This window comes from Flavobacterium frigoris, assembly GCF_900111075.1.
GTDB lineage: Bacteria > Bacteroidota > Bacteroidia > Flavobacteriales > Flavobacteriaceae > Flavobacterium > Flavobacterium frigoris.
This window is the reverse complement of sequence record NZ_FOFZ01000010.1, coordinates 60,688-83,261: the sequence shown is the minus strand read 5'-3', so window position 1 is coordinate 83,261 and position 22,574 is coordinate 60,688. Positions and strand designations below refer to the sequence as shown.

Genomic DNA, 22,574 nt, shown 5'->3' with positions numbered 1-22,574 from the left:
AACTCTCTATTTCTCAATCGGTAAATTTTCTTCCTGTCCCCATTCGGTCCAAGAACCATCATAAATTGCTTTGGGGTTATCTGAAACCAGTTCGTAGGCGATCAAATCTATGCAAGCCGTTACACCAGATCCACAAGTGAACAATAGCGGTTTGTCCTGCAATGGGAGAATTTTTTTTAATTCTTCTTTGAGCAAAAATTTCCCGTCTTTTAGGACTTGGGTATAGGGAATATTTATCGAACCGGGAATGTGTCCGCTTCTCAATCCTGCTCTGGGTTCTTCCGTTTCTGCAAAAAAGCGGTCCGTGGATCGTGCATCGACAAGCAAGGCTTCTTTAGACTGTATGTTTTCTAAAATTTGTTCTTTAGTTTTAAACAGCTGAGATTGGAAATTTGCAGTAAAATTCCCTTTTTCATATGATTTTTCCTGTCTTTTTTCAGTGGGATAGCCTTCCTTTATCCAAGCAGGTAAACCACCATCGAGAACCCAAACTTTTTCGTGTCCCATGACTTTAAAAAGCCACCAAGCTCTAGGGCTCGAATAAATCCCTTTGGTATCATAAACCACTATTTTACTGCCATTGTGAATGCCTAGTTTTTGGCAGGCTGTCGCAAAGGCTTCTGGATTTGGTACTGTATTGGGTAGCGGACTATTGGTATCGCTAAACTTGTTTTTAATGTCAAAAGTTCTGGCTCCTTTTATTTGGATATCCTCAGGTGGCATTTCCAAAATAGCATCCAGAATAATTAATTCAGTGTCTTGAAGGTGTTCATGAAGCCAGGCTACAGATACTATTGGGTTTTTCATCATTTTTATATTTCGTTTGATTGTTTGTTATTGTTTCGCTTGTTCCATTTCCAAATCTCAATCCAAAGCACCGAAACGCCACTTACACCAATACAAAATGCAATTTGATGGGGTTGTAACGGAAGAACGTCAAAGAAACGGGCAATTGGACTTATGTATACAATCACGGCTAGGAAAATCAGGGTCAGCGAATTGGCAATTACCATCATGTTGTTTTTATTTTTCAAGGAGGCGAAAACAGAATAATAGAATGAACGGTTTACCAATGACAGAATCACATTCGAAAAAACTAAAGTGGTAAACACCATTGTTCGTGTCAGTTGTTCGTTACCTCCATTTTGTACGGTCCATTGGTACACAAATAAAATTCCTATGGTAATCCCAATTCCTTGCACGATGCTTATTCCTAATTCTTTTAACGATAAAAAGGTGCTGCCTATAGGTCTAGGTACTTGTTGCATACTATTTTTTTCAGCGGGTTCATTTTCATACACAATGGAACACATGGGACCCATCACTAATTCTAAGAAAATGACGTGAACAGGCGTGAAAATATCAGGATAAATCCATCCCAGAAACAAGGGTAAGGACACGGTCAATATGATAGGAATATGAATGGAAACGATATACCGTATAGCTTTTTTAAGATTGGAATAGATGCGACGTCCTGCAGCTACCGCGATAATCATTTTTGATAAATCATCATCTACCAAAATAAGATCTGCGGCTTCTTTTGCGATTTCAGTTCCCTTTTTTCCCATGGCGACGCCAATATTTGAGGCCTTCAATGCAGGGCCATCATTTACGCCATCGCCTACCATTGCTACCACTTGCTTGTCTTTTTTTAAGGCATTTACAACGGCCAGTTTAGCTTCTGGAAACATGCGGGTCAAAAGAGTGGTATCATGAATGGCTTTTAGCATTTCGACTTCATTCAGTTTCATGAGCTGCTCTCCTTCCATAACACTTTCGGTATTTTTAATTCCTGCTTTTTCAGCAATGGCCTTTGTGGTTAAGCTGTTATCTCCTGTTATAACTTTTACTCGGATGCCCGCTTCATAGAATTTTTGAATGACACTGTTTATGTTCGCTTTAGGAGGATCGTAAAACACCACCAACCCTACGAAATGAAAAGGTAATTCCTGTTGGTCATTTGGGTAACTGGTTTCGGAATAATCAGAATAAGCAACACCAAGGATGCGATACCCTTTGGATGCCAGTGTACTAATTGTATCATTAATTTGTTCTTGTTTTTCCGTGCTGAGGTTGGATACCTTTATAATCGTTTCAGGTCCACCTTTGGCTGCAATAATGCGTTTCCCTTCCTTATTTTCAAACACATGAGTCATCATCGGCGGTTTCCCGTCAAGCGGGTATTCATGTGCCATGGAAAATTGTCTACGTGTATCGATGGTTGTCGTTTTTTCATATGCCTCATGCACCGTTTTTTCCATCGGATCAAAAGGCACAGGTTCGCTAGCCCACATTGCAATTTCAATAACTTTTTTAGCATCTTCCGTATCCCATTGCTCATTTTCGTATAATTTGCCGCTGCTAAAAGCGTAAACGGATTGCAGACTCATTTTGTTTTGAGTCAGCGTTCCTGTTTTATCCGTACAAATGGTAGTGGCACTTCCCAAGGTTTCTACCGTTCTGATTTTTTTGACTATAACACCTTCTTTCATTAATCGCCAAGACCCCAAGGCCATGAAAGTCGTAAATGCCACTGGTATTTCCTCTGGAAGAATGGACATCGCTAGGGTTAATCCTTTAAGTAAACTGGTTAATACATTATGTGTTTTCCAAAAATAGACGCCCCAAACTAATAAGAAAACAGCAATACCCATAATGGCCATTACTTTTACAAATTTTTGAATCTGAACTTGTAATGGGGTAGATGTTTCTTTGATGTTTTGTAACGAACTGCCTAATTTACCAACTTCTGTATTAGAGCCAATTTTGGTTACTCGGTAAACCGCTAAACCAGAGGCGACCAAGGTACCACTGAAAACAGATTTTAGCTCTGTTTTTTCTGATTTGAAAACAGCATACGGTTCGCCGGTCAATAGGGATTCATTAACTGAAAAATCATTACTGTGTATAATTTCGCCATCTGCATTAATTGTGTTTCCTTCCGCAGCTACTACAAGATCATCGATAACAATTGCTGCAGTGGGTATTCTTGTAGGTTCTCCATTTCGCAAGACCGTACTCAGGGGCTCATTCAATTTTTCTAAAGCTTCCATCGCAATCCGACTGCGGTTATCTTGGTAAAAAGAAATTCCAGAGACTGCCACTATTGCAGCAAGCATAAAATAAGCTTCGTTATTTTGTCCCATGATAAAATAAATGATTGCTACGGCTATCAATAATAGCAACATGGGCTCTTTGAACAAGTCAAAAAGAGCTATCCACCATTTGTGCTTTTGTTTGTGAATTTGTTTGTTCTGACCAAATTTTTTCCTTGAAGCTTGAACTTCCTCATCAGTCAAGCCGATGATGTTTTCGGGAATATTAATTTTTATAGACATAGTTTTGTGAATAAATATTGCCACTCAAATATAAGATTTTTAGTTGTAGTATACCTTTTATAGACCATGGTTTATGAGACAAAAAGTGTAATCAGAGTATAAATATTCAAATTATGCTTTTTCAGTAGTCATGAAAATAAAATAAAGACCAATTAAAACACTAGCAAATGCGGTCACTATAAATGTAGCATTCGCTCCAAACTGATACCAAATAACTCCCGCCATAGAACTGGCGAGCATAGTGAAAAAACTTTGAAAAGCAGAATAGGTTCCGATAGCGGTCGCGGTGTCCTTTTCGTTTGAAATATTACTGAGCCACGCCTTGGATATACCTTCCGTTGCGGCAGCGTAGATTCCATAAAGCGCAAAAAGTCCAGCGAAAACATAAATATTTTGGTTGAATCCCATGCCAAAATAGACAATAGAGAAAATCCCTATTCCAAAAATCAGCATTTTCTTTAGCCCAATTTTATCGGCCAAGATTCCTATTGGGAAAGCAAATAAAGCATAAACGAGATTGTAAAAAATATAAACACCAATAACCAGCGTATCACTTAATCCAGATTCCTTAGCTTTAAGTAGAAGGAAAACATCGGAGCTGTTAAATAATGTGAAAGCTAAAAGTCCGATAACGACCTTGCGGTACATAGGAGGGCTTACTTTCCAATAGTCTAGAAACGAGAAGAAAGGAGTTGCTTTTTTTTCTATTGTGTTGGTTCTTTTTCTGTCTTTTAACAAAAAGGTAGCGCCTATGGCAAAAAGTCCTGGAATGAACGCAATGTAAAATAGGGCAATGTAATTCTCAGGATAAAAGTAGAGGTATAGCAATGCTAATGATGGACCCAAGACAGCGCCCAATGTATCCATAGAACGATGAAAACCAAATATTTTTCCTTTGGTTTGCGCAGTTGCTTCGTCAGAAAGCATGGCGTCTCTTGCTCCAGTTCGGATTCCTTTTCCAAAACGGTCGATTGTTCGCGCAAAGAAAATCCATAGCGGATAAACGAATAATGCCATCATAGGCTTTGAAATAGCGCTAAATGTATAACCTAGTTGAACAAACCTAACTCTTTTTCCGCTCACATCTGAACGCTTTCCAAAATAGCCTTTACTTAATCCAGCAGTAGCTTCGGCAACACCTTCAAGAATCCCAATAAGCACAATGGAGAAACCAATTGACTTTAAATAAATCGGCATTATAGGATATAGCATTTCACTGGCCGTGTCTGTAAATAAGCTTATTAAAGATAAAATCCAGACGGTGCGACTGATGTTTTTCAAAACAGGAGAGATTGAAAGTTATGTTGGATAAATGTAAATAAAAAGTCTGAAAATCATAAGACTTTCAGACTTTTAAAATCATGCTTTTATTGGGGCAAATTAGTTTCCTAAATGAATGCGATTACGATTTTTGAATTTCGTTGGCGTCATTTTTAACTTTGGCTTCTTCAACACCTTTTGGTCGGTGCATCACCACTTGCGGAAATGGAATTTCTATTCCTTCATTGTCAAAGGCAATTTTTAGTCTTTTGCGCAGCTCTCCGGTCACTTCCCATTGCTTGCTTGGTAATGTTTCTCCTAATATTTTTAGCATAATGGAAGAATCTGCAAAATCATTAACGCGTAAAAATTGGGGAGAGAGGATAATGTAATTTTCCCATAAAGGATCAGTGGAAAGTTCGGTTCCGACTTTGTTTATTACTCCGATAACGTGTTCTAAATTAGATCCATATCCCACGCCAATGTCTAAGTTTATTCGACTGAAATCCTTGGAAAGATTTGATACTTTTTTTATTTCGCCATGAGGAATGTGGTGAACGGTTCCGTCTAAGTCTCTTAAAGTTGTTTTTCTCAAACTGATCTCTTCAACAGTACCACCTGCGTTGTCAAACTTCACGATATCACCCACGCGGTATTGATTTTCGAGAATAATAAAAAGACCGGAAATAATATCTCTGATAAGATATTGACCTCCAAAACCAAATGCCAAGCCGACAATTCCGGCTGCGGCCAAGATAGGGGCGATCTCGACTCCAAATTCTTGAAGGACCATCAAACCAGCAATGGTCAGTAATCCAATTTTAGAGGTAGTGGTAAAGATCTGGATTAGCGTATTTTCTCTTTTTTCCTCGGCATCTTTAGAAGAAATTCCATCAGGTCTTACGGCAATTCGCACTGCTTTTTCGATAAAGGTTATAATAACCTTATTTAGAATTAAAGAACCTATGATAATAAATACGATTTTAAGTCCGCTGGTTAATAGCCATGGGATGATAAGTTCAGCGTATTTGTCTGTGTATTTCATTAAAATCTCCTGCATGGATACTATAATTTTTTAGTTGTAAAAGGGTTTTGTAACTATGTAAAAAGTCCAAAAACCGTTTGATTTTTGGACTTTTTGCTTAAGTAAGTAAAGTGTTTAGTTCATATTTATAAATTAAATATCATCAAAATCAATATCTGTAAAAGTAGATATGTTTGGCAACGCTTCATCTGCGGTTACTTTTTCAGTAGCGTATTCTTTTTTGAAATCTTTCTGATGTCTCTCTGAAATTACTTCTTCACCTTTATGGTTCAAAACATAAGAAGTCATATCTCCAAGAATTTCGGCGAAAGCAGAAAAATCTTCTTTATACAAATATATTTTATGTTTTTTGAAGTGAAACGATCCATCTTCTTCCGTAAATTTTTTGCTCTCCGTAATCGTAATATAATAATCATCTGCTTTTGTCGCTCTTACATCAAAGAAGTAGGTTCTTCTTCCAGCACGTAAAACTTTAGAAAATATCTCTTCTTTTTCTAACATATCATTTTCTCTCATAATCCTTTCTCTCAATTTATGGTTGTTAAATCGCAATCAAAAATCATAAAAATATATGTATTAAACAACAATTACAGCAATTCTTTTTCTGAAAGTTGTTTTAAATATAAAGAAGCATAATAGCCTTCTTGATTTACTAACTGGTTATGAGATCCTTGTTGAATAATTTTACCTTCGTCTATAATGATAATCTTATTGGCATTCTTGGCAGAGGAAACTCTGTGGCTTACAATAATGGTTGTTTTATCTTTACAGATCTCGTTTAGGTTATTCAGGATAGTTTCTTCGGTTTCTGTATCGACAGCTGATAAACAGTCATCAAGAAGTAAGATTGGTGGATTTTTAATGATTGCTCTTGCAATGGAAACCCTTTGTTTTTGTCCGCCGGAAAGTGTAATCCCTCGTTCACCTAGAACAGTATCGTATTGTTTTTTGAATCCTACGATATTATCATGTACCACAGCACTCTTGGCGGCAGCCATAACTTCTTCATCGGTAGCGTCTTCTTTGCCAAATTTGATGTTGTTCTTAATTGAGTCTGAAAAGAGAAAAGCATCTTGTGGAACGATCCCAATACTGTTTCTCAAATCATTAAGATTTAAAAGACTAATCTCTTGATTGTCAACGGTAATTTTTCCATCAGTTACATCATACAGTCGTGATATCAATGATAAAATGGTTGATTTTCCCGAACCTGTTTTTCCAAGAATTGCTAATGTTTCCCCTTTTTTTACCGTAAAAGAGATGCCTTTAAGTGCCTTTATGTTGGTGTCTTCATAAGTGTAGCTTACATTTTCGAAAGAAATCGAACCGTTGATGATTGATTTATTTGGGTTTTTGTTTTTTATTTCCGGTTCAATTTTTAGGAATTCATTCAGACGCTTTTGGGAAGCTTCTGCTTCTTGAACCATTGATGAAACCCATCCTAATGAAGCTACAGGCCAAGTAAGCATGTTGACATACAAAATAAATTCAGCGATAGTACCGATACTTTTAATAGTACCTTCAATATACATCAAACCTCCAAAGTAAATTACAACTAGGTTACTAATTCCTATAAGAGCCAACATTAATGGGCCGAATAAAGATTGCACTTTGGCTAAATTTAAACTTTTACTTTTGCTTTCTTTAGCTAGGGACACCATGTTGTTTTGGTGTTGGTCTTCTAGTGAATAGGCTTTGATTACTCGGATACCTGAAAATATTTCTTGGGAGAAACTCGATACTTTCGATAAATATTGCTGAAAAATGGTACTTCGCTTATTGATTTCTGAACTCAATTTGAAGATTCCATAAGATAATAAAGGTAAAGGAAGAATGGTATATAATGTTAATCTTGGGGAAACATTGTACATGTACACAATAACGATAGTAAAACGGATAATCGTATTGATGGAATACATGACGGCGGGACCAACATACATTCTCACTTTTGAAACATCCTCGCTGATGCGATTCATCAAATCTCCAGTGCGGTTCCTCTTATAAAAATTCTGGGATAAATTTTCATATTGCCTAAAAACTTCATTTTTTAGATCAAATTCAATGTGACGGGACATAACGATTAGTGTTTGTCTCATCAGGAAAGTCAGGAAACCAGCAATTATAGTGGTGGCAATGATTAATAGAATGTTCGAAATTAACTCTTCCCGAATAACAGATGCCGAGATGTTCTTGTCTTTAGAAAATGCTTCAATTACTTTAAATGAACTGCTGATCAATTTAGGGGTGAACAGCATGAAAATTTGTGCGATGATTGTGAATATAATACCCAGTAAAAAACTGTATTTATATTTGACGAAGTATTTGTTTAAATAAAGTAATTCTTTCATTTTTTTAAGATATTCTGTATGGTAATCGTTTTATTTTTATGATTTTTTTTAATTTTTTACTAATTGTACAATTTGCTTTTATTGCGGCGAATTATTGAATCAGTAAATTTTATTAATAATATTAATATATATTCATTTTTTGTGTAATTTTGACTTGTCTTTTTGACAAATTCATAATTTTATCACTATAAAAATTAATACTATGGATGCAACTTTCACAACAGGAAAGGAACTTCAAAAAATGGATCCCGTTTTTGGACAATTATCATTTGATGATCACGAACAAATTGTATTTTGCAACGACAAAGATACGGGTTTAAAAGCAATTATTGGTATTCATAATTCGGTTATGGGACCCGCTTTAGGAGGAACTCGTATGTTTAATTATGCTAATGAGTGGGAAGCATTGAATGATGTGTTACGTCTCTCTCGCGGAATGACTTTTAAAGCAGCAATTACAGGGCTGAACATTGGAGGAGGAAAAGCTGTTATTATGGGCGACGCCAAAACTCAGAAAACACCTGAATTGATGCGTAAGTTTGGAGAATTTGTCCACGGTTTAAGCGGAAGATATATCACTGCAGAAGATGTAGGAATGGAGACGAAGGATATGGATATCGTGCGCGATGTTACGCCTTACGTTACAGGGATTTCTGAAGAAAGAGGAGGAGCAGGTAATCCGTCACCTGTGACTGCTTATGGAGTTTACATGGGAATGAAAGCGGCTGCGAAACATAAATTTGGATCTGATGTACTTACGGGAAAGAAAATATTGGTTCAAGGAATTGGTCATGTTGGGGAAACGCTAGTAGATTATCTGACTAAAGAAGGAGCTATTGTCACCATTGCAGATATCAATGAAGAGAAACTCTATGAAATGGGAACTAAGTACAAAGCTCAAATTTTCACAGGACCTGATTTATATACAGCTGATGTAGATATTTATGCGCCTTGTGCAATGGGAGCAACCATTAATGACGCGACAGTTCATAAAATAAAAGCAAAAGTAATTGCGGGTGCTGCTAACAATCAATTAGCAAACGAAGATGTTCATGGTGCGATTTTGCAAGAGCGCGGTATTTTATATGCTCCGGATTTCTTGATTAATGCCGGTGGAATCATTAATGTTTATGCTGAATTAGCGCATTATGGTAAAGAAGAAATCATGCGCAAAACAGAAAACATCTACAATACAACCTTAGAAATTATAGATTATGCTGTTGCCAATGGAATTACGACGCATCATGCGGCGCTTACCATTGCCCAAAACCGCATTGATCAAAGAAAAATAGAGAACAGTACGAAGTAATTTATTTTTTAATATGTTAATAGTCACAGTTTTCAGGATAGCATCGGAAACTGTGACTTTTTTAGTATAAAGGAAACAAAATTAGCAGCAAAATCTTTATTTGATGTTTTAATTTTATTTTGAAAAAGGAAATGCTTATTTTTGCAAACTAATTTAATAAAAGTTCTTACAAGGTGGTAAATAGAAGACACATTCGCGTTAAAGTCATGCAGTCCATTTATGCAATGCATCAAAACGGTTCTGATAATCTAGAAAAAGAAGAAAAATTCCTTTTTTATAGTATCGACAACATTCAAGATTTATACCTTACAATGATTTCTTCCTTATCGGAAATATGTAAAAAAGAATCCGAATTTTTACATAAATCAAGTCTTAAGCATCTTGCGACTCCTGAGGAGCGTAAACCCAACGAAAAATTCATTAAGAACAGCATCTTTCAAATTTTTGCCGAAAACAATTCTCTTAGCATTGCTATGGAAACACGTAAGATTGACGCTTGGACTTTAAATGACGACTATATTTTGTTGTTGCTTAATGCTATAAAAGCAAGTAAGTTTTATGCGGATTACATGAGTAATCCAGCATCTTCTTTCGAGGAAGACAAGCAGCTTATTGTAGATTTGTTCATTGAAGTAATTGTACCTAATGAAAAATTGTACGAATATCTGGAAGATGATAAACTGACTTGGATTGATGATATACCATTGGTAAACACTCAAATCATTAAGCAGTTAAAAGCAATGAAACCTATCATGGATGATAATTTTAGCGTGCCTAAAGTATACAAGGATAGTGATGATAAGGCTTTCGTTAAAGATTTGTTTAGAAAAACAATTTTGAATGAAGCAGAGCTTGCAAAAGAGTTTGTGGACAAAACGCCAAACTGGGATAGTGATAGGATTGCTGAAGTAGATACAATCATTTTAAAAATGGCTATTTGTGAATTTTTAAAATTCCCTTCAATTCCAGTAAAAGTGACGCTAAACGAATATTTAGAACTTGCTAAGGAGTATTCTACACCAAAAAGTAGTATTTTTATCAACGGAATTCTTGATAATTTAGTTAAAGAGCTAGAAGTCAATAAAAAATTAAACAAAACCGGTCGCGGTTTAATGTAACACTAATAATAAAAAAAGAATTTAAAATTATGGAACAGTTAACTCAATTTGCACCTTTCTTATTAATGTTTGTAGTGATCTATTTCTTTATGATCAGACCACAACAGAAAAAAGCTAAGAACGAAAAAGAATTTGAAAGCACATTAAAAATAGGTGATAAAATCATCACTAAAAGTGGACTTCACGGTAAAGTTTCGGAGCTTGCAGATACTACAGTTGTAATTGAAACAATGTCTGGAAAATTAAAAATGGAGCGTTCTGCAATTTCTATGGAAATGAGCGCTACACTTGCTAAAAAATAATTTTATTTTTTAACTAATAAAAAAGTCCCAACTGATATTTCGGATTGGGACTTTTTTAATGATATAAAGTGTCTTATTTTTTCTTATTTTTATTCTTCTTAGCTTTTTTCGCCTTTTTTGCTTTCGCTTTTGCTTTTTTTTCTTTTAATTTAGCTTTTGCTTTTGCCTTTTTAGCTTTATCTTTTTTTTCTTTTTTAGCTTTGGCTTTTTTAGCTTTGGCTTTTTCTTTTGCATGGGCCTTTTTAGCTTTCTCTTTCTTCTTCTTTGCTTTACTTTTTTTCTTCTTCTTTTCTACTTCTGGGTTAAGTATATTGTCCTTTTTTTCTATAGTTTCGTATTCAGAAGTGATTACTTTCTTTACAGTGGGATTTACAATATCTGTTTTAGGCGCTGCAGTAGTCTTGGTTGCCCGGGGTTTTCTAGTTTTAGTTGGGGGAACTGTCTCGATTTTCTCGGTTGTGTTTTGTTCCGCAACTTTTTCTTTTTTTACAGCCATAATTTCAAGTGTTAGTTTTAAAATAAATTATTGTTAACAACAATTAGCAGGGACAATTTTTATTGTCATTGTAAAGGACATTAAATATAATAATTTAATCTCATCTATAATGTTAATTTTTTATGAAATTTAATTGTTTTTAGTAAATATAATTATTTCAAAACTTTGGACAGTCGAGTAAAACGTGAATGTGAAGTAGTGAAATTATTCGAGCCAAATATAATGACATCGGCAAATAAAAAAGTCCCATCCGATATTGGGATTGGGACTTTTTAAATAAGTTAAAGAGATTGTTTTTTTTATTTGTAGTTATCGTTTAAACCCTCGCTCTCCAGAATCAAGAGTTTTACTTTTTCTTTTTTGATTTACTTTCATCCAATCCAAAGTTGGGCATTGCAGTCAGTTCGGCTATTTTTACTATAACGTTTACTGCTTTTTGCATACTTTCAACAGGAACATACTCGTACTTTCCGTGAAAATTATGTCCACCGGCAAAAATATTTGGGCAAGGCAATCCCATATATGATAATTGACAACCATCAGTACCTCCACGAATGGGTTTGATTAATGGTTTAATGTCTAATTCCTTCATCGCTTTTTCGGCAATGTCAACAATGTATTTTACAGGAACTACCTTTTCTTTCATATTGTAATACTGATCATTGATCTCAGCTATTGCAACATCTTCACCAAATTGTTTCGCAAATTTCTTATTGATTTTACGAACAATCTTTTCTACTTTTTCTTTTCGTTTTTCGAATTTAATCTTGTTATGGTCTCTGATTATTAATTCTAAAACAGTTTCTTCGATACTTCCTGTTAGGTGATGAACATGATAAAAACCTTCATATCCTTTTGTTTCCTCTGGTGTTTCATCTGAAGGTAATGCCGTAATGAAAGCATTAGCAATTAACATAGAGTTAATCATCTTTCCTTTGGCATAACCGGGATGCACACTTTTACCTTTGAAAGTAATTTTGGCTCCAGCCGCATTAAAATTTTCGTATTCTAATTCACCTACTTGACTTCCGTCCATGGTATAAGCCCAATCAGCACCAAATTTGGCTACATCAAAATGATGCGCTCCACGACCAATTTCTTCGTCAGGTGTAAAACCAACTCTGATTTTTCCGTGTTTGAGTTCTGGATTGTTGATTAAGAATTCCATTGCAGTAACAATCTCTGTAATTCCCGCTTTGTCATCAGCACCCAGAAGTGTAGTTCCGTCAGTTGTGATTAAGGTTTGTCCTTTGTATTGCAATAAATCTTTGAAATAGCTAGGAGATAAAACGATGTTTTGTTCCGCATTTAAAACGATGTCTTTACCGTCATAATTTGGGATAATTTGAGGTTTTACATTGGCTCCTGTAAAATCAGGGGTCGTGTCAAAGTGCGATACAAAACCGATTGTAGGTACTTCGTGATCTACGTTGCTCGGTAAGGTTGCCATGATGTAAGATTTGTCATCTATGGTCACGTCCTGCATTCCTATTTTTTTAAGTTCTTCAACCAATTGATTGGCTAAGACCCATTGTTTTGCTGTGCTTGGTGTTGTTTCCGAATTCGAATCTGATTCCGTGTCAACAGTAACATAACTGATAAAACGGTCTATAATATGTTGCATAAAGTATTTTTATAATGAGGTACAAATATAAGGTTTATTTAGAAAGGAGGGTTCAAAACTCCCATTTTGAGTTAGAATACCGCTAACAATAAGTAATTGTTTTAGGGCATCATTTGTGCTCCTTCTTTATGAGAATTTGCTTTTCCGTAATGCATCACTTTTACTTTTATTTTTCCATTGGTGCGAATAGTAACTAGAAATAGGTAATCGTACTCTTGATCTTCAATAGTTGGTATTGGTCTTTTGGCTCCGAAGGCTTCAATCGTTTCTAAAATGGTATTAGAATGGCCTATGACTAAAGTGCATTTCCCTTTGTTTTCCTTGAGGATCATTGCCGCTGCGTCGTTTAATTTTTTTGCGTCATATACTTTTATTTTCTTTTTCTGATTTTCGGATGCTGGCTTTGCGGTAGACTCAGTGCGTTTGTAGTTTGTACTATAAATTGCGTTTAATGGTGTGTTTTGTAATTTCTCAGCAAGCGCAATGGCTCTTTGATTTCCATCCTCAGTCAGTAATGGATTGTTATCTTTTTTATCGCTTGTTATTTTTTCAGCATGGCGAACTAAATAAATGTGCGTTGGTTTTTCTGCTTGCGCAAAAAGGCCAACGGTCAGAAATAACAGTAAAAAGCTGCAGTAATTTTTCATGTTTTTGGATATTAATTTCATAGGCTAATTTAGAAATTAATTAAGGATTCTTTGTTTTGCATTACTGTTTTCTTATCCATCAATGTTGTTTATGGGATAGTAAAATTAAATTTTAAGGCTAAAGATTTATTTATCGGCGAGATAGTTCTATTTTTGCAGCACACAACAAAACACTCATGTATAAATTAATTATTCGTCCCATTCTTTTTTGGTTTGATCCAGAAAAAGTACACTATTTTACTTTTTCCCTGATTCGATTTTTATCGAGGATTCCAGGATTTTCTTCTCTATTTAAATCGCTTTATGAAATCAATGACCAGCGATTAGAAACCGAAGTGTTTGGGTTGAAGTTTAAAAATCCGGTAGGACTTGCAGCTGGTTTTGATAAAGACGCTAAGTTGTACAAAGAATTATCCAACTTTGGTTTTGGGTTTATTGAAATAGGTACGCTTACGCCAAAAGGACAGGAAGGAAATCCAAAAAAACGCCTGTTTCGTTTGAAAGCGGATTCAGCTATTATTAACCGAATGGGATTCAATAATGGTGGGGTTTTAGAAGCTGTGGAACGACTTAAAAAAAATACTGGGGTTTTAATTGGAGGAAATATTGGAAAAAATAAACTGACGCCAAACGAAGACGCGACCTTAGATTATGAAATTTGTTTTGAAGCCTTGTTTGATTATGTTGATTATTTTGTGGTGAATGTGAGTTCGCCAAATACGCCTAATCTTCGGGCATTGCAAGACAAAGAGCCCTTGACTCAATTGCTGCAAACCTTACAAAATAAGAATTTGGCAAAGCCAAAACAGAAACCCATATTGCTAAAAATCGCTCCAGATTTGACGGATGAGCAATTATTGGACATTATAGATATTGTGAAGGAAACTAAAATTGCAGGAGTTATAGCTACTAATACGACTATTTCTCGCGAAGGTTTGAAATCTGAAAATAAAACAGAAATGGGTGGATTGTCAGGAAAGCCATTGACAAGCCGTTCTACTGAAGTGATTCGTTTTCTGTCTCAAAAAAGCAACAAAGCCTTTCCGATTATCGGAGTGGGAGGGATTCATTCTGCAGATGATGCGATAGAAAAACTACAAGCAGGCGCCAGTTTAATACAATTGTACACTGGTTTTATCTATGAAGGACCCGCTTTGGTGAAAGCTATAAATCAAAAGATATTAAGCCGCATGTAAAAGGGATAGGTTTACACTATTATCAAAATGCGTAATTCTTCATTGTGAATTACGCATTTTTATTTCCTAAAAAATTTTATAATCTTAGTCTTTGCTACTTTCTAAGTTTTCTTATCTTTGAAAACCTATGGAGCCAATAAAAATTATAGAATGTCCGCGTGATGCCATGCAAGGCATTAAGCCATTTATCCCCACCGAAAGAAAAGTAGCGTACATTCAATCTTTATTGAGAGTAGGCTTTGATTCGATCGATTTTGGGAGTTTTGTGTCGCCAAAAGCGATTCCGCAAATGGTGGATACCGCTGCACTATTGGCACAATTGGATTTATCGCAAACAACAAGCAAATTACTGGCTATTATAGCTAATACTAGAGGAGCGGAAATGGCTTCTGAGCATGCTGAAATTCAATATTTAGGGTATCCTTTTTCGATATCTGAGAATTTTCAGATGCGTAATACACACAAAACCATTGCAGAATCGCTAGTTACCTTGGAAGAAATTCTGGAAATTGCCGATAAAACCAATAAAGAAGTAGTTGCTTATTTGTCTATGGGTTTTGGAAATCCGTATGGAGATCCTTGGAATGTAGAAATTGTGGGGGATTGGACGGAGAAGTTATCCAATATGGGAGTGAAGATTTTGTCGCTGTCGGATACTGTGGGGAGTTCTACTCCAGACGTAATCAGTTATTTGTTCTCTAATTTGATTCCAAAATATCCCGAAATTGAGTTGGGAGCTCATTTGCATACCACACCAGATAAATGGTTTGAGAAAATAGATGCAGCTTATAATGCGGGTTGCCGAAGATATGACGGTGCTATTCAGGGATTTGGTGGTTGTCCAATGGCTAAAGACGATTTAACGGGTAATATGCCAACGGAGAAGTTACTGTCCTATTTTACTGCTAAAAAAGAAATTACAAATCTAAATCCATTAAGTTTTGAAAGCGCTTACAATGAGGCTTCTAAGCTATTTGGAGAGTTTCATTAGAAAACTTTGAATAATGAAATTGCTATAATATTCTATAAATGTAATAATAAGTTAACAACTGCATCGTTGTTATTGCAATCAATGATTTACTTTTGTTACTTACACTTTTGATATGAATCAATACAACCCAAATAAAATTTTAGGATTGATGCTACTTATGCTGCTCTCTTTTTCATGTAGCAGTAAGTTAGATTTTGATCAAGTAAACGATTTTAAATTAGAACCTGTTTTTATTGCAAATTTGAGTGCTTTTGAAATTCCTGCCAATCAATTTGTTGTGAATGGAATGGAGCAGAATATGGTCTTTGGCGCTAAGGATTTTGATATTTTCAGGGATGCTTCTTTTCAAAAGAATTTAAGACGAGCCGACTTTTTTTTTGAAATTAATAATACTATTAATAAGTCTTATACCATAGATATTCTATTATTGGATGGAAATGACCAACTACTAGAGACTATTTCTTTTATTGTGCCTGCCTATTCAGGAACACAAAAATTAATCACTCAAACAGAAGTTTTTGAGAATGCTAGAGTAGACTTATTAAAAAGAACCAAAAAAATGGAATTTGTTATAACAATGGGTGCTGGTCCTGCTTTAAATGCGAATAGTCCGGGAAGCTTAAAACTGCGTTCAAGTGCAACTGTTTATCTGTTGGTAGAATGAGAAAAGTATATCTGTTTTTGATGGTGTTTATAGCTGCGGGGTGTTTTTCTCAAAATAAACAAATTTTATATAATTTCACTACAGTGCCTCAGTCTTTAATGACTAATCCTGGTGCTGATGTCAGCTATAAATTTTATTTTGGAGTTCCATTGCTATCGGGTATTTCTGGGAATGTTGGATCTACTAGTTTTTCAGCCTATGACTTATTTGCGGATAACGGAGTAGATTTTAATACTAAATTACTGAATGTAGTACACCGTTCTTCGCAAAATGACAAATTGGTTTTCAATGAGCAATTAGAAGTGTTTAGCGGCGGTTTTAAATTAGGAGACTGGTTAGAAAACAAAGGATATATTTCGTTTGGAATGTATCAGGAGTTTGATTTCATGATGTTTATGCCTAAAGATGTTGCTATACTTGCTTTGGAGGGAAATAGAGATTATCTAGGTAAATCATTTAATTTAGGGGATTTGAGTTTAAAAACAGAGATGCTTTCGGTACTGCATGTAGGATTTCATAAAAATGTAACCGATAGACTTGTCCTTGGGGGCAGAGCCAAAATATATTCAAGTGCTTTTAACGCAACTTCGACTAAAAATTCAGGATATATTTATACGGTTCCAGGTACGACTACTGCATATGAACAAGTTATTTATTCGGATTTGCAATTGAATACGGCCGGAATTGCAGCATATACTGCCGAAGGTTATGAAGGGGATGTAGCCCGCGATATCAGAAAAAAGATGCTGTTTGGTGGAGACTTAGGACTCGGATTTGATTTGGGACTAACGTATTACCCTAAAAAGAACATTCAGTTTACAGCCAGTATCCTAGATGTTGGATTTGTAAAACACAGCAAAGATGTTGAGACGTTTACCTATAAAGGCTATTATAAATATGAAGGCGTAAATCCAAATTTCGATGGTACAAATACTCCAGACAATGCGTATCAGCAGTTTGTTGATGCGATTCCGCTAGACACGATTTACAACGCATACAAAACTTGGAGACCTATAAAATTCAATAGTTCGTATCAATATTCTTTTAATGATTCAAGAGGAGGAGCAGACTGTAATTGCAGTGTGTCAGAATCGCAATATAAAAATGCAATAGGCGCACAGCTGTTTGTAATGACTACTCCTAGAGCACCTATGGCAGCATTGACTGGGTATTATAGGAGAAACCTATTCGATAAGTTGGAAATGAAAGCTACCTATACAGTAGATTCCTATTCCTATAAAAATATAGGTTTAGGAATGTCAAGCACGTTGGGGGCATTCAATGTCTACCTCATGGCTGATAATCTTTTAGAATATAGGGATTTGGCGAAAGCCAATAGTTTGTCCTTTCAATTTGGTTTTAATTTTATTTTTAAAGACAGTAATTCGCCGTACTAAGCGTGTTTTTTTTGCACTGATATCTATTTCTTTAATCTGATTGTAATTATTTCAATTTCTTAATGAATTATTTTTTAAAGAAGATTAGTGCAAACGAGCGGTATTGTTTTCTTACCATGTTGTCGGTTTTTTTTTGAAACCTTATTTTTTCACTTTTTTAAATCAAAATAATTTGCTATATTTGCACGCAATTCAACTACAAATTGCAACATGATAGCACATAACTCCAAGATTATCGGCGAAGGTTTAACGTACGACGATGTATTATTAGTTCCTAACTACTCTAATGTGCTTCCTCGAGAGGTAAGTATCCAAACAAAATTTTCAAGAAATATAACGCTTAATGTTCCTATTGTATCCGCAGCTATGGATACCGTTACTGAAAGTGCTATGGCAATTGCTATGGCTCAAGAAGGTGGAATAGGTGTTTTGCATAAAAATATGACAATCGAGCAACAAGCTGCCAAAGTACGCAAAGTAAAACGTGCGGAGTCAGGTATGATTATCGATCCAGTTACTTTACCGCTTACTTCTACAGTAGCGGACGCTAAAAATGCGATGAAAGAATACGGAATTGGTGGTATTCCTATTATCGATGAAGATCAAAGATTAAAAGGAATTGTAACCAATAGAGATTTGCGTTTTGAGAAAAACAATACAAGACCTATTATTGAGGTAATGACAAGTGAAAATTTGGTTACCGTCGCCGAAGGAACTTCATTAGAACAAGCCGAAGTAGTTTTACAAGGTCATAAAATCGAGAAACTCCCAGTTATCAATAAAGAAGGTAAATTAGTGGGTTTAATCACCTTTAGAGATATCACTAAATTAACTCAAAAACCAATTGCTAACAAAGATGTTTACGGGCGTTTGCGTGTAGCAGCAGCTATTGGCGTTACAGGTGACGCAGTAGAAAGAGCAACCGCTTTAGTAAATGCAGGTGTTGATGCCATTATTATTGATACGGCTCACGGACATACGCAAGGTGTGGTAAATACATTAAAAGAAGTAAAAGCTAAATTCCCTCAAATAGATGTTATTGTTGGTAACATTGCTACTCCTGAAGCAGCAAAATTCCTTGTTGAAAACGGCGCTGACGGTGTGAAAGTAGGAATTGGACCTGGTTCAATTTGTACCACACGTATCGTGGCGGGTGTTGGTTTTCCTCAATTTTCTGCAGTTCTTGAAGTTGCAGCAGCATTAAAAGGAACTGGAGTTCCAGTAATCGCTGATGGAGGAATACGTTACACAGGAGATATTCCTAAAGCAATTGCTGCAGGTGCTGATTGTGTGATGCTAGGTTCACTTCTTGCAGGAACTAAAGAATCTCCTGGAGAAACTATTATTTTCGAAGGAAGAAAATTCAAATCTTACCGCGGAATGGGATCTGTAGAAGCGATGGAGGGTGGTTCTAAAGACCGTTATTTTCAAGATGTAGAAGATGATGTTAAGAAACTAGTTCCCGAAGGAATTGTAGGTCGTGTGGCTTACAAGGGAGAACTAAACGAAAGTATGCTTCAGTTCATTGGCGGTCTTCGTGCCGGAATGGGATACTGTGGTTCTAAAGATATTCCAACTTTACAGGAAACAGGACGTTTTGTTCGTATCACCGCAAGTGGTATCAACGAAAGTCACCCGCATAATGTAACCATTACAAAAGAAGCTCCTAATTATTCTAGATAAGTTAAAGAGTAGGATAAAATATAAAACCGATCTAACGTAGTAGTACGTTAGAGCGGTTTTTTTTTAGAGCTGTTAATATAGGGAATCCTTATTTTTAGCGACAGAATATATTAATCTAAGTCTCCACTTTTTGGAAACTTACTCATTATTTTTTCCAGTTGATTGATTATTTTTGGAATTTTTGTTTGGTCAAAAGCTATTTTAAATTCTAATTTATTACCAAATCCAGCATTGTCCATTACCATGCAATCTGCTTTTAGATTTCCAAGGCTATCACCAATAATTTTCATTTCAACTTGACCTTCAAGAGTAGCGAATGTGGCAGTCCCATCCAGTTTATCGTAAAGTTTGTCTAACTCAAACTTAAATAGTTCAAAATCAGTGGTCATTAAATTAGCTTTAAATTTACCCAAAAAAACCTCCAGCTTTAATCGAAATTATTGATTTTAACCAATTGCAATCCCAATCTAATTCGGCATCTGGAGAAATTAGTTCAACTATTTCAATGCGGATTGAATTTCCATTATCTCAAATTTCAAAATAGGGATTAATTTCATTTGTCATCATATCGTTAGTAAAGCATTTTTCCAAATATTTTACTAGAACTTCTCGTCTTTTTTGTTCAATTGATCGTCTTATGCATTGAATCCATGGCCTGTTTGCAATTGCAAAGTATAAATAGAATAGAAAATCAGGATTCAGAAATACTATCCATTATTCCCAAAACTAATTTCCCAGAACTTACTCCTTAAAGAATTTATTCATTCGCTTTTTATCACCTACTACCCATAAAATATCGTTTTTCTGTAATATTACATCAGATTCTGGATTTAGAAGGCGTTTCCCATTTCGTTCGAGACCCACAACCATACCATTAGCCCTTTCTCTAATTTGAGATTCACTTATGCTTTTCCCAATTAGCTCTTCTTTATTTAGTTCCAGTTGTTGCAATATAATTTCGGTTTTCTCGACATTTTTAGGAGGCTCAAATTCGTTTTGATGGAGATAATTCTTGAATTCACTAACTTGCGCATCTGTACCAATCACGCAAATTTCGTCGCCGGGAAAGAGGCGTTCATTTTTAGTCGGGATTTTCACCATTATACCTCCTCTTTTTATAAAACCAATATTGATTCCCATATCCTCTCGCATGCGCAATTCTTTTAAGGTTTTACCTGCGATATTTGATTCTTTTGCAATGGTGAAGGTCGTCATGTGCCCATCCCAAGGGGTTAAACTAGCATATCTTCTATTTATGTTGATGATCTCTCTTTTGTTTAGATTCTGTAGAAAGTGATTTTCAATTCTAAGGTATTGACGATGTAATCTCTTTGGAAAAAAGAAATAAACTCCAATGGCAATAATTAATGCGAAGAAAGCGACCAGCGGAGAGAAAAAGATGTTCAGTAAAAAACCAATGTAAAATATTGCTAATCCCATTCTAAAGAAAACCATCATCATGATTGGTCCTCTATATCTCCGTTCTTGACGTAATATTTCCACCTCTTTTACAGCGACTCTGCGTAACGATAACGCCCATAAAAACGGCGAAATAATGATGATAGTAAACAAAGCCGTGATCGCATTTCCAAATTTAGAGCTTTCCACTAATGGCAAAACAAATTTAGAAGAAAGCAGGATTATAGCAGTTATAATTACAGTATGAATCACTATTTGTAAAAGATGGGCTTTTAAAACCACCTGCCAGTTAGTCGCTGATTTAATAGCTTGGGTATTTGTGCTGTATCGGGTTATTCTTTTTAACCATTTTCGGGGTAATTTCCGTTCTAAAAATTCCGAGAAAGGAGTAGCCATTTTTACCATAAATGGGGTCGTGAACGTAGTAATTGCTGATACTGCTACGACAATTGGGTAGAGGAAACTACTAGTAACATTCATTGTCATTCCTAAAGTAGCAATAATAAAGGAGAATTCTCCAATTTGCGATAAGCTCATTCCCGTTTGTACGGATTGTTTTAAAGGTTGTCCTGAAATTAAAGCACCAATAGTTGAACTAATTGATTGTCCAAAAATAGTGATGAGAGTTAAAATTAGCACCGGAAATGCATATTCATATAACGTTGTAGGATCAATTAGCATTCCAACGGATACGAAAAAGATTGCGCCAAACAAGTCTTTTACAGGCTTTACTAAATGTTCAATGAGTTCTGCCTGAGTAGTTTCTGCAATGATGGATCCCATTATAAAGGCACCTAGGGCAGGGGAGAATCCCACATTAGAGGCTAGGATAACCATCATAAGACACAAAGCGAGGGAAATGATTAGCATCATTTCATCGGTTAGTAAATGTTTTGCTTTTTTAAGTAAGGTTGGAATAAAAAATATCCCGCTGACAAACCAAATGATCAGGAAGAAAATCAATTTTAGAACAGAAAGTACTAATTCAGTTCCTGAAAATTGCTGACTCACAGCCACAGTAGATAATAAAACCATCATCAAAATGGCCACAATATCCTGAACGATCAATGAACCGATTACTATTCCCGCAAATTTTTGGGCTTTTACGCCCAGTTCCTCAAAAGTTTTTAGAATAATGGTAGTGGAGGAAATAGAGAGAATTACTCCTAAAAAGAGGCTGTCCATTTGTTTCCAACCCATCCATTGCCCTACTAAATATCCCATTAAGACCATCGTGATGATCTGGGTAAGAGCAGTTATAGAAGCGGTACCGCCCACTTTCATCAGTTTCTTAAAACTAAACTCCAGTCCGAGGCTAAATAGTAAAATAATCACCCCTATTTCTGCCCAGACTTCAACACTCTTAACATCTTTTACGGACGGAAAGAAATCAAAATGAGTTCCGGCAAGAAAACCGGCGATTAAATACCCTAAAACTAAGGGTTGCTTTAACCATTTAAATATTAACACAGCAATTCCCGCTGTCATGAGTATGAGTCCCAGGTCGCTTATAAGTGGTTTTAAATGTTGTGATGCTTCAGCAACTGTTGCTACAGTACTCATGTTTTATTTTTTTAGGAGCTATTTCCAGCCTTTCATTGCAAGCTTTTGTCTAAAACCTTTTTTATTAGACAATTGCAGGAGCTTCCGTTGGTCGCTCTGCAATTTGCCATAAAAATAGTTTTTATCCGGCAAGGCTTTCCATTGCAGTCTGGGCTAAACTCAATTCGTTCCTTG

Annotated in this window: 19 protein-coding genes and 1 pseudogene; 8 read left to right on the top strand and 12 right to left on the bottom strand. The window is 35.6% G+C overall.

Going from position 1 to position 22,574, the window contains the following annotated elements:
- Positions 1-6 precede the first annotated feature (6 nt).
- The 6 genes from BMW63_RS13135 to BMW63_RS13110 all read right to left on the bottom strand — a co-directional run bounded on the left by BMW63_RS13135 (position 7) and on the right by BMW63_RS13110 (position 7,991).
- Positions 7-810, bottom strand: a complete 804-nt coding sequence (locus BMW63_RS13135; RefSeq protein ID WP_317040283.1) for a sulfurtransferase — start codon at positions 808-810, stop codon at positions 7-9.
- 2 nt (positions 811-812) lie between these two features.
- Positions 813-3,338 carry a cation-translocating P-type ATPase gene (locus tag BMW63_RS13130; protein ID WP_074723934.1) on the bottom strand — a complete coding sequence of 842 codons (2,526 nt, stop codon included), beginning with the start codon at positions 3,336-3,338 and terminating at the stop codon, positions 813-815.
- A 111-nt stretch (positions 3,339-3,449) separates the two neighbouring features.
- The gene (locus BMW63_RS13125; RefSeq protein ID WP_074723933.1) at positions 3,450-4,619 is read right to left on the bottom strand and encodes an MFS transporter; all 1,170 of its coding nucleotides are present in this window, start codon (positions 4,617-4,619) and stop codon (positions 3,450-3,452) included.
- A gap of 121 nt (positions 4,620-4,740) precedes the next feature.
- Positions 4,741-5,658 (bottom strand): mechanosensitive ion channel family protein, encoded by a 918-nt coding sequence (locus BMW63_RS13120; protein WP_074723932.1) that lies wholly within the window; start codon positions 5,656-5,658, stop codon positions 4,741-4,743.
- A gap of 117 nt (positions 5,659-5,775) precedes the next feature.
- Positions 5,776-6,159 (bottom strand): PUR family DNA/RNA-binding protein, encoded by a 384-nt coding sequence (locus BMW63_RS13115; RefSeq protein WP_074723931.1) that lies wholly within the window; start codon positions 6,157-6,159, stop codon positions 5,776-5,778.
- A gap of 71 nt (positions 6,160-6,230) precedes the next feature.
- Positions 6,231-7,991, bottom strand: a complete 1,761-nt coding sequence (locus BMW63_RS13110; protein ID WP_074723930.1) for an ABC transporter ATP-binding protein — start codon at positions 7,989-7,991, stop codon at positions 6,231-6,233.
- A gap of 202 nt (positions 7,992-8,193) precedes the next feature.
- On the opposite strand from BMW63_RS13110, the gene BMW63_RS13105 reads away from it, so the two are divergent.
- The 3 genes from BMW63_RS13105 (at position 8,194) to yajC (ending at position 10,720) form a co-directional block, all read left to right on the top strand.
- A complete protein-coding gene (locus BMW63_RS13105; RefSeq protein WP_074723929.1) occupies positions 8,194-9,300 on the top strand; it encodes a Glu/Leu/Phe/Val family dehydrogenase in 1,107 nt (368 codons plus the stop codon).
- 206 nt (positions 9,301-9,506) lie between these two features.
- The gene (gene nusB / locus BMW63_RS13100; RefSeq protein ID WP_074723974.1) at positions 9,507-10,418 is read left to right on the top strand and encodes a transcription antitermination factor NusB; all 912 of its coding nucleotides are present in this window, start codon (positions 9,507-9,509) and stop codon (positions 10,416-10,418) included.
- 29 nt (positions 10,419-10,447) lie between these two features.
- Positions 10,448-10,720 (top strand): preprotein translocase subunit YajC, encoded by a 273-nt coding sequence (gene yajC, locus BMW63_RS13095; RefSeq protein WP_074723928.1) that lies wholly within the window; start codon positions 10,448-10,450, stop codon positions 10,718-10,720.
- Between the two features lie 73 nt (positions 10,721-10,793).
- Here the strand turns inward: yajC and BMW63_RS18000 are convergent, their stop codons facing one another.
- The 3 genes from BMW63_RS18000 to BMW63_RS13080 all read right to left on the bottom strand — a co-directional run bounded on the left by BMW63_RS18000 (position 10,794) and on the right by BMW63_RS13080 (position 13,487).
- Positions 10,794-11,216 carry a hypothetical protein gene (locus tag BMW63_RS18000; RefSeq protein WP_074723927.1) on the bottom strand — a complete coding sequence of 141 codons (423 nt, stop codon included), beginning with the start codon at positions 11,214-11,216 and terminating at the stop codon, positions 10,794-10,796.
- A gap of 346 nt (positions 11,217-11,562) precedes the next feature.
- Positions 11,563-12,840, bottom strand: a complete 1,278-nt coding sequence (pepT, locus tag BMW63_RS13085; RefSeq protein WP_074723926.1) for a peptidase T — start codon at positions 12,838-12,840, stop codon at positions 11,563-11,565.
- A gap of 101 nt (positions 12,841-12,941) precedes the next feature.
- On the bottom strand, positions 12,942-13,487 hold the full coding sequence (locus BMW63_RS13080; RefSeq protein ID WP_074723925.1) for a phosphoglycerate mutase family protein: 546 nt from the start codon (positions 13,485-13,487) through the stop codon (positions 12,942-12,944).
- Positions 13,488-13,663: 176 nt separating this feature from the next.
- Between BMW63_RS13080 and BMW63_RS13075 the strand changes: the two genes are divergently transcribed.
- From BMW63_RS13075 to guaB, 5 genes are all read left to right on the top strand, one after another.
- Positions 13,664-14,683 (top strand): quinone-dependent dihydroorotate dehydrogenase, encoded by a 1,020-nt coding sequence (locus BMW63_RS13075; protein WP_074723924.1) that lies wholly within the window; start codon positions 13,664-13,666, stop codon positions 14,681-14,683.
- 127 nt (positions 14,684-14,810) lie between these two features.
- Positions 14,811-15,674, top strand: coding sequence for a hydroxymethylglutaryl-CoA lyase (locus tag BMW63_RS13070; RefSeq protein WP_074723923.1), 864 nt, complete (start codon positions 14,811-14,813; stop codon positions 15,672-15,674).
- A 112-nt stretch (positions 15,675-15,786) separates the two neighbouring features.
- Entirely contained in the window at positions 15,787-16,338 is a 552-nt protein-coding gene (locus tag BMW63_RS13065) for a hypothetical protein (RefSeq protein ID WP_074723922.1), read from the top strand.
- Positions 16,335-17,735, top strand: a complete 1,401-nt coding sequence (locus BMW63_RS13060; RefSeq protein WP_074723921.1) for a DUF5723 family protein — start codon at positions 16,335-16,337, stop codon at positions 17,733-17,735. Before BMW63_RS13065 ends, BMW63_RS13060 begins: the two co-directional genes overlap by 4 nt.
- A gap of 210 nt (positions 17,736-17,945) precedes the next feature.
- On the top strand, positions 17,946-19,418 hold the full coding sequence (gene guaB / locus BMW63_RS13055; protein WP_074723920.1) for an IMP dehydrogenase: 1,473 nt from the start codon (positions 17,946-17,948) through the stop codon (positions 19,416-19,418).
- Positions 19,419-19,528: 110 nt separating this feature from the next.
- On the opposite strand, the gene BMW63_RS13050 is transcribed toward guaB, so the two are convergent.
- The 3 genes and pseudogenes from BMW63_RS13050 to BMW63_RS13045 form a co-directional block, all read right to left on the bottom strand.
- Positions 19,529-19,831, bottom strand: a complete 303-nt coding sequence (locus BMW63_RS13050; protein ID WP_449403944.1) for a WapI family immunity protein — start codon at positions 19,829-19,831, stop codon at positions 19,529-19,531.
- A pseudogene (locus BMW63_RS18730) lies at positions 19,824-19,934 on the bottom strand (hypothetical protein); the annotation flags it as partial. The gene BMW63_RS13050 and the pseudogene BMW63_RS18730, both read right to left, overlap by 8 nt.
- Before the next feature lie 225 nt (positions 19,935-20,159).
- Positions 20,160-22,400, bottom strand: coding sequence for a cation:proton antiporter domain-containing protein (locus BMW63_RS13045; protein ID WP_074723918.1), 2,241 nt, complete (start codon positions 22,398-22,400; stop codon positions 20,160-20,162).
- Positions 22,401-22,574 lie beyond the last annotated feature (174 nt).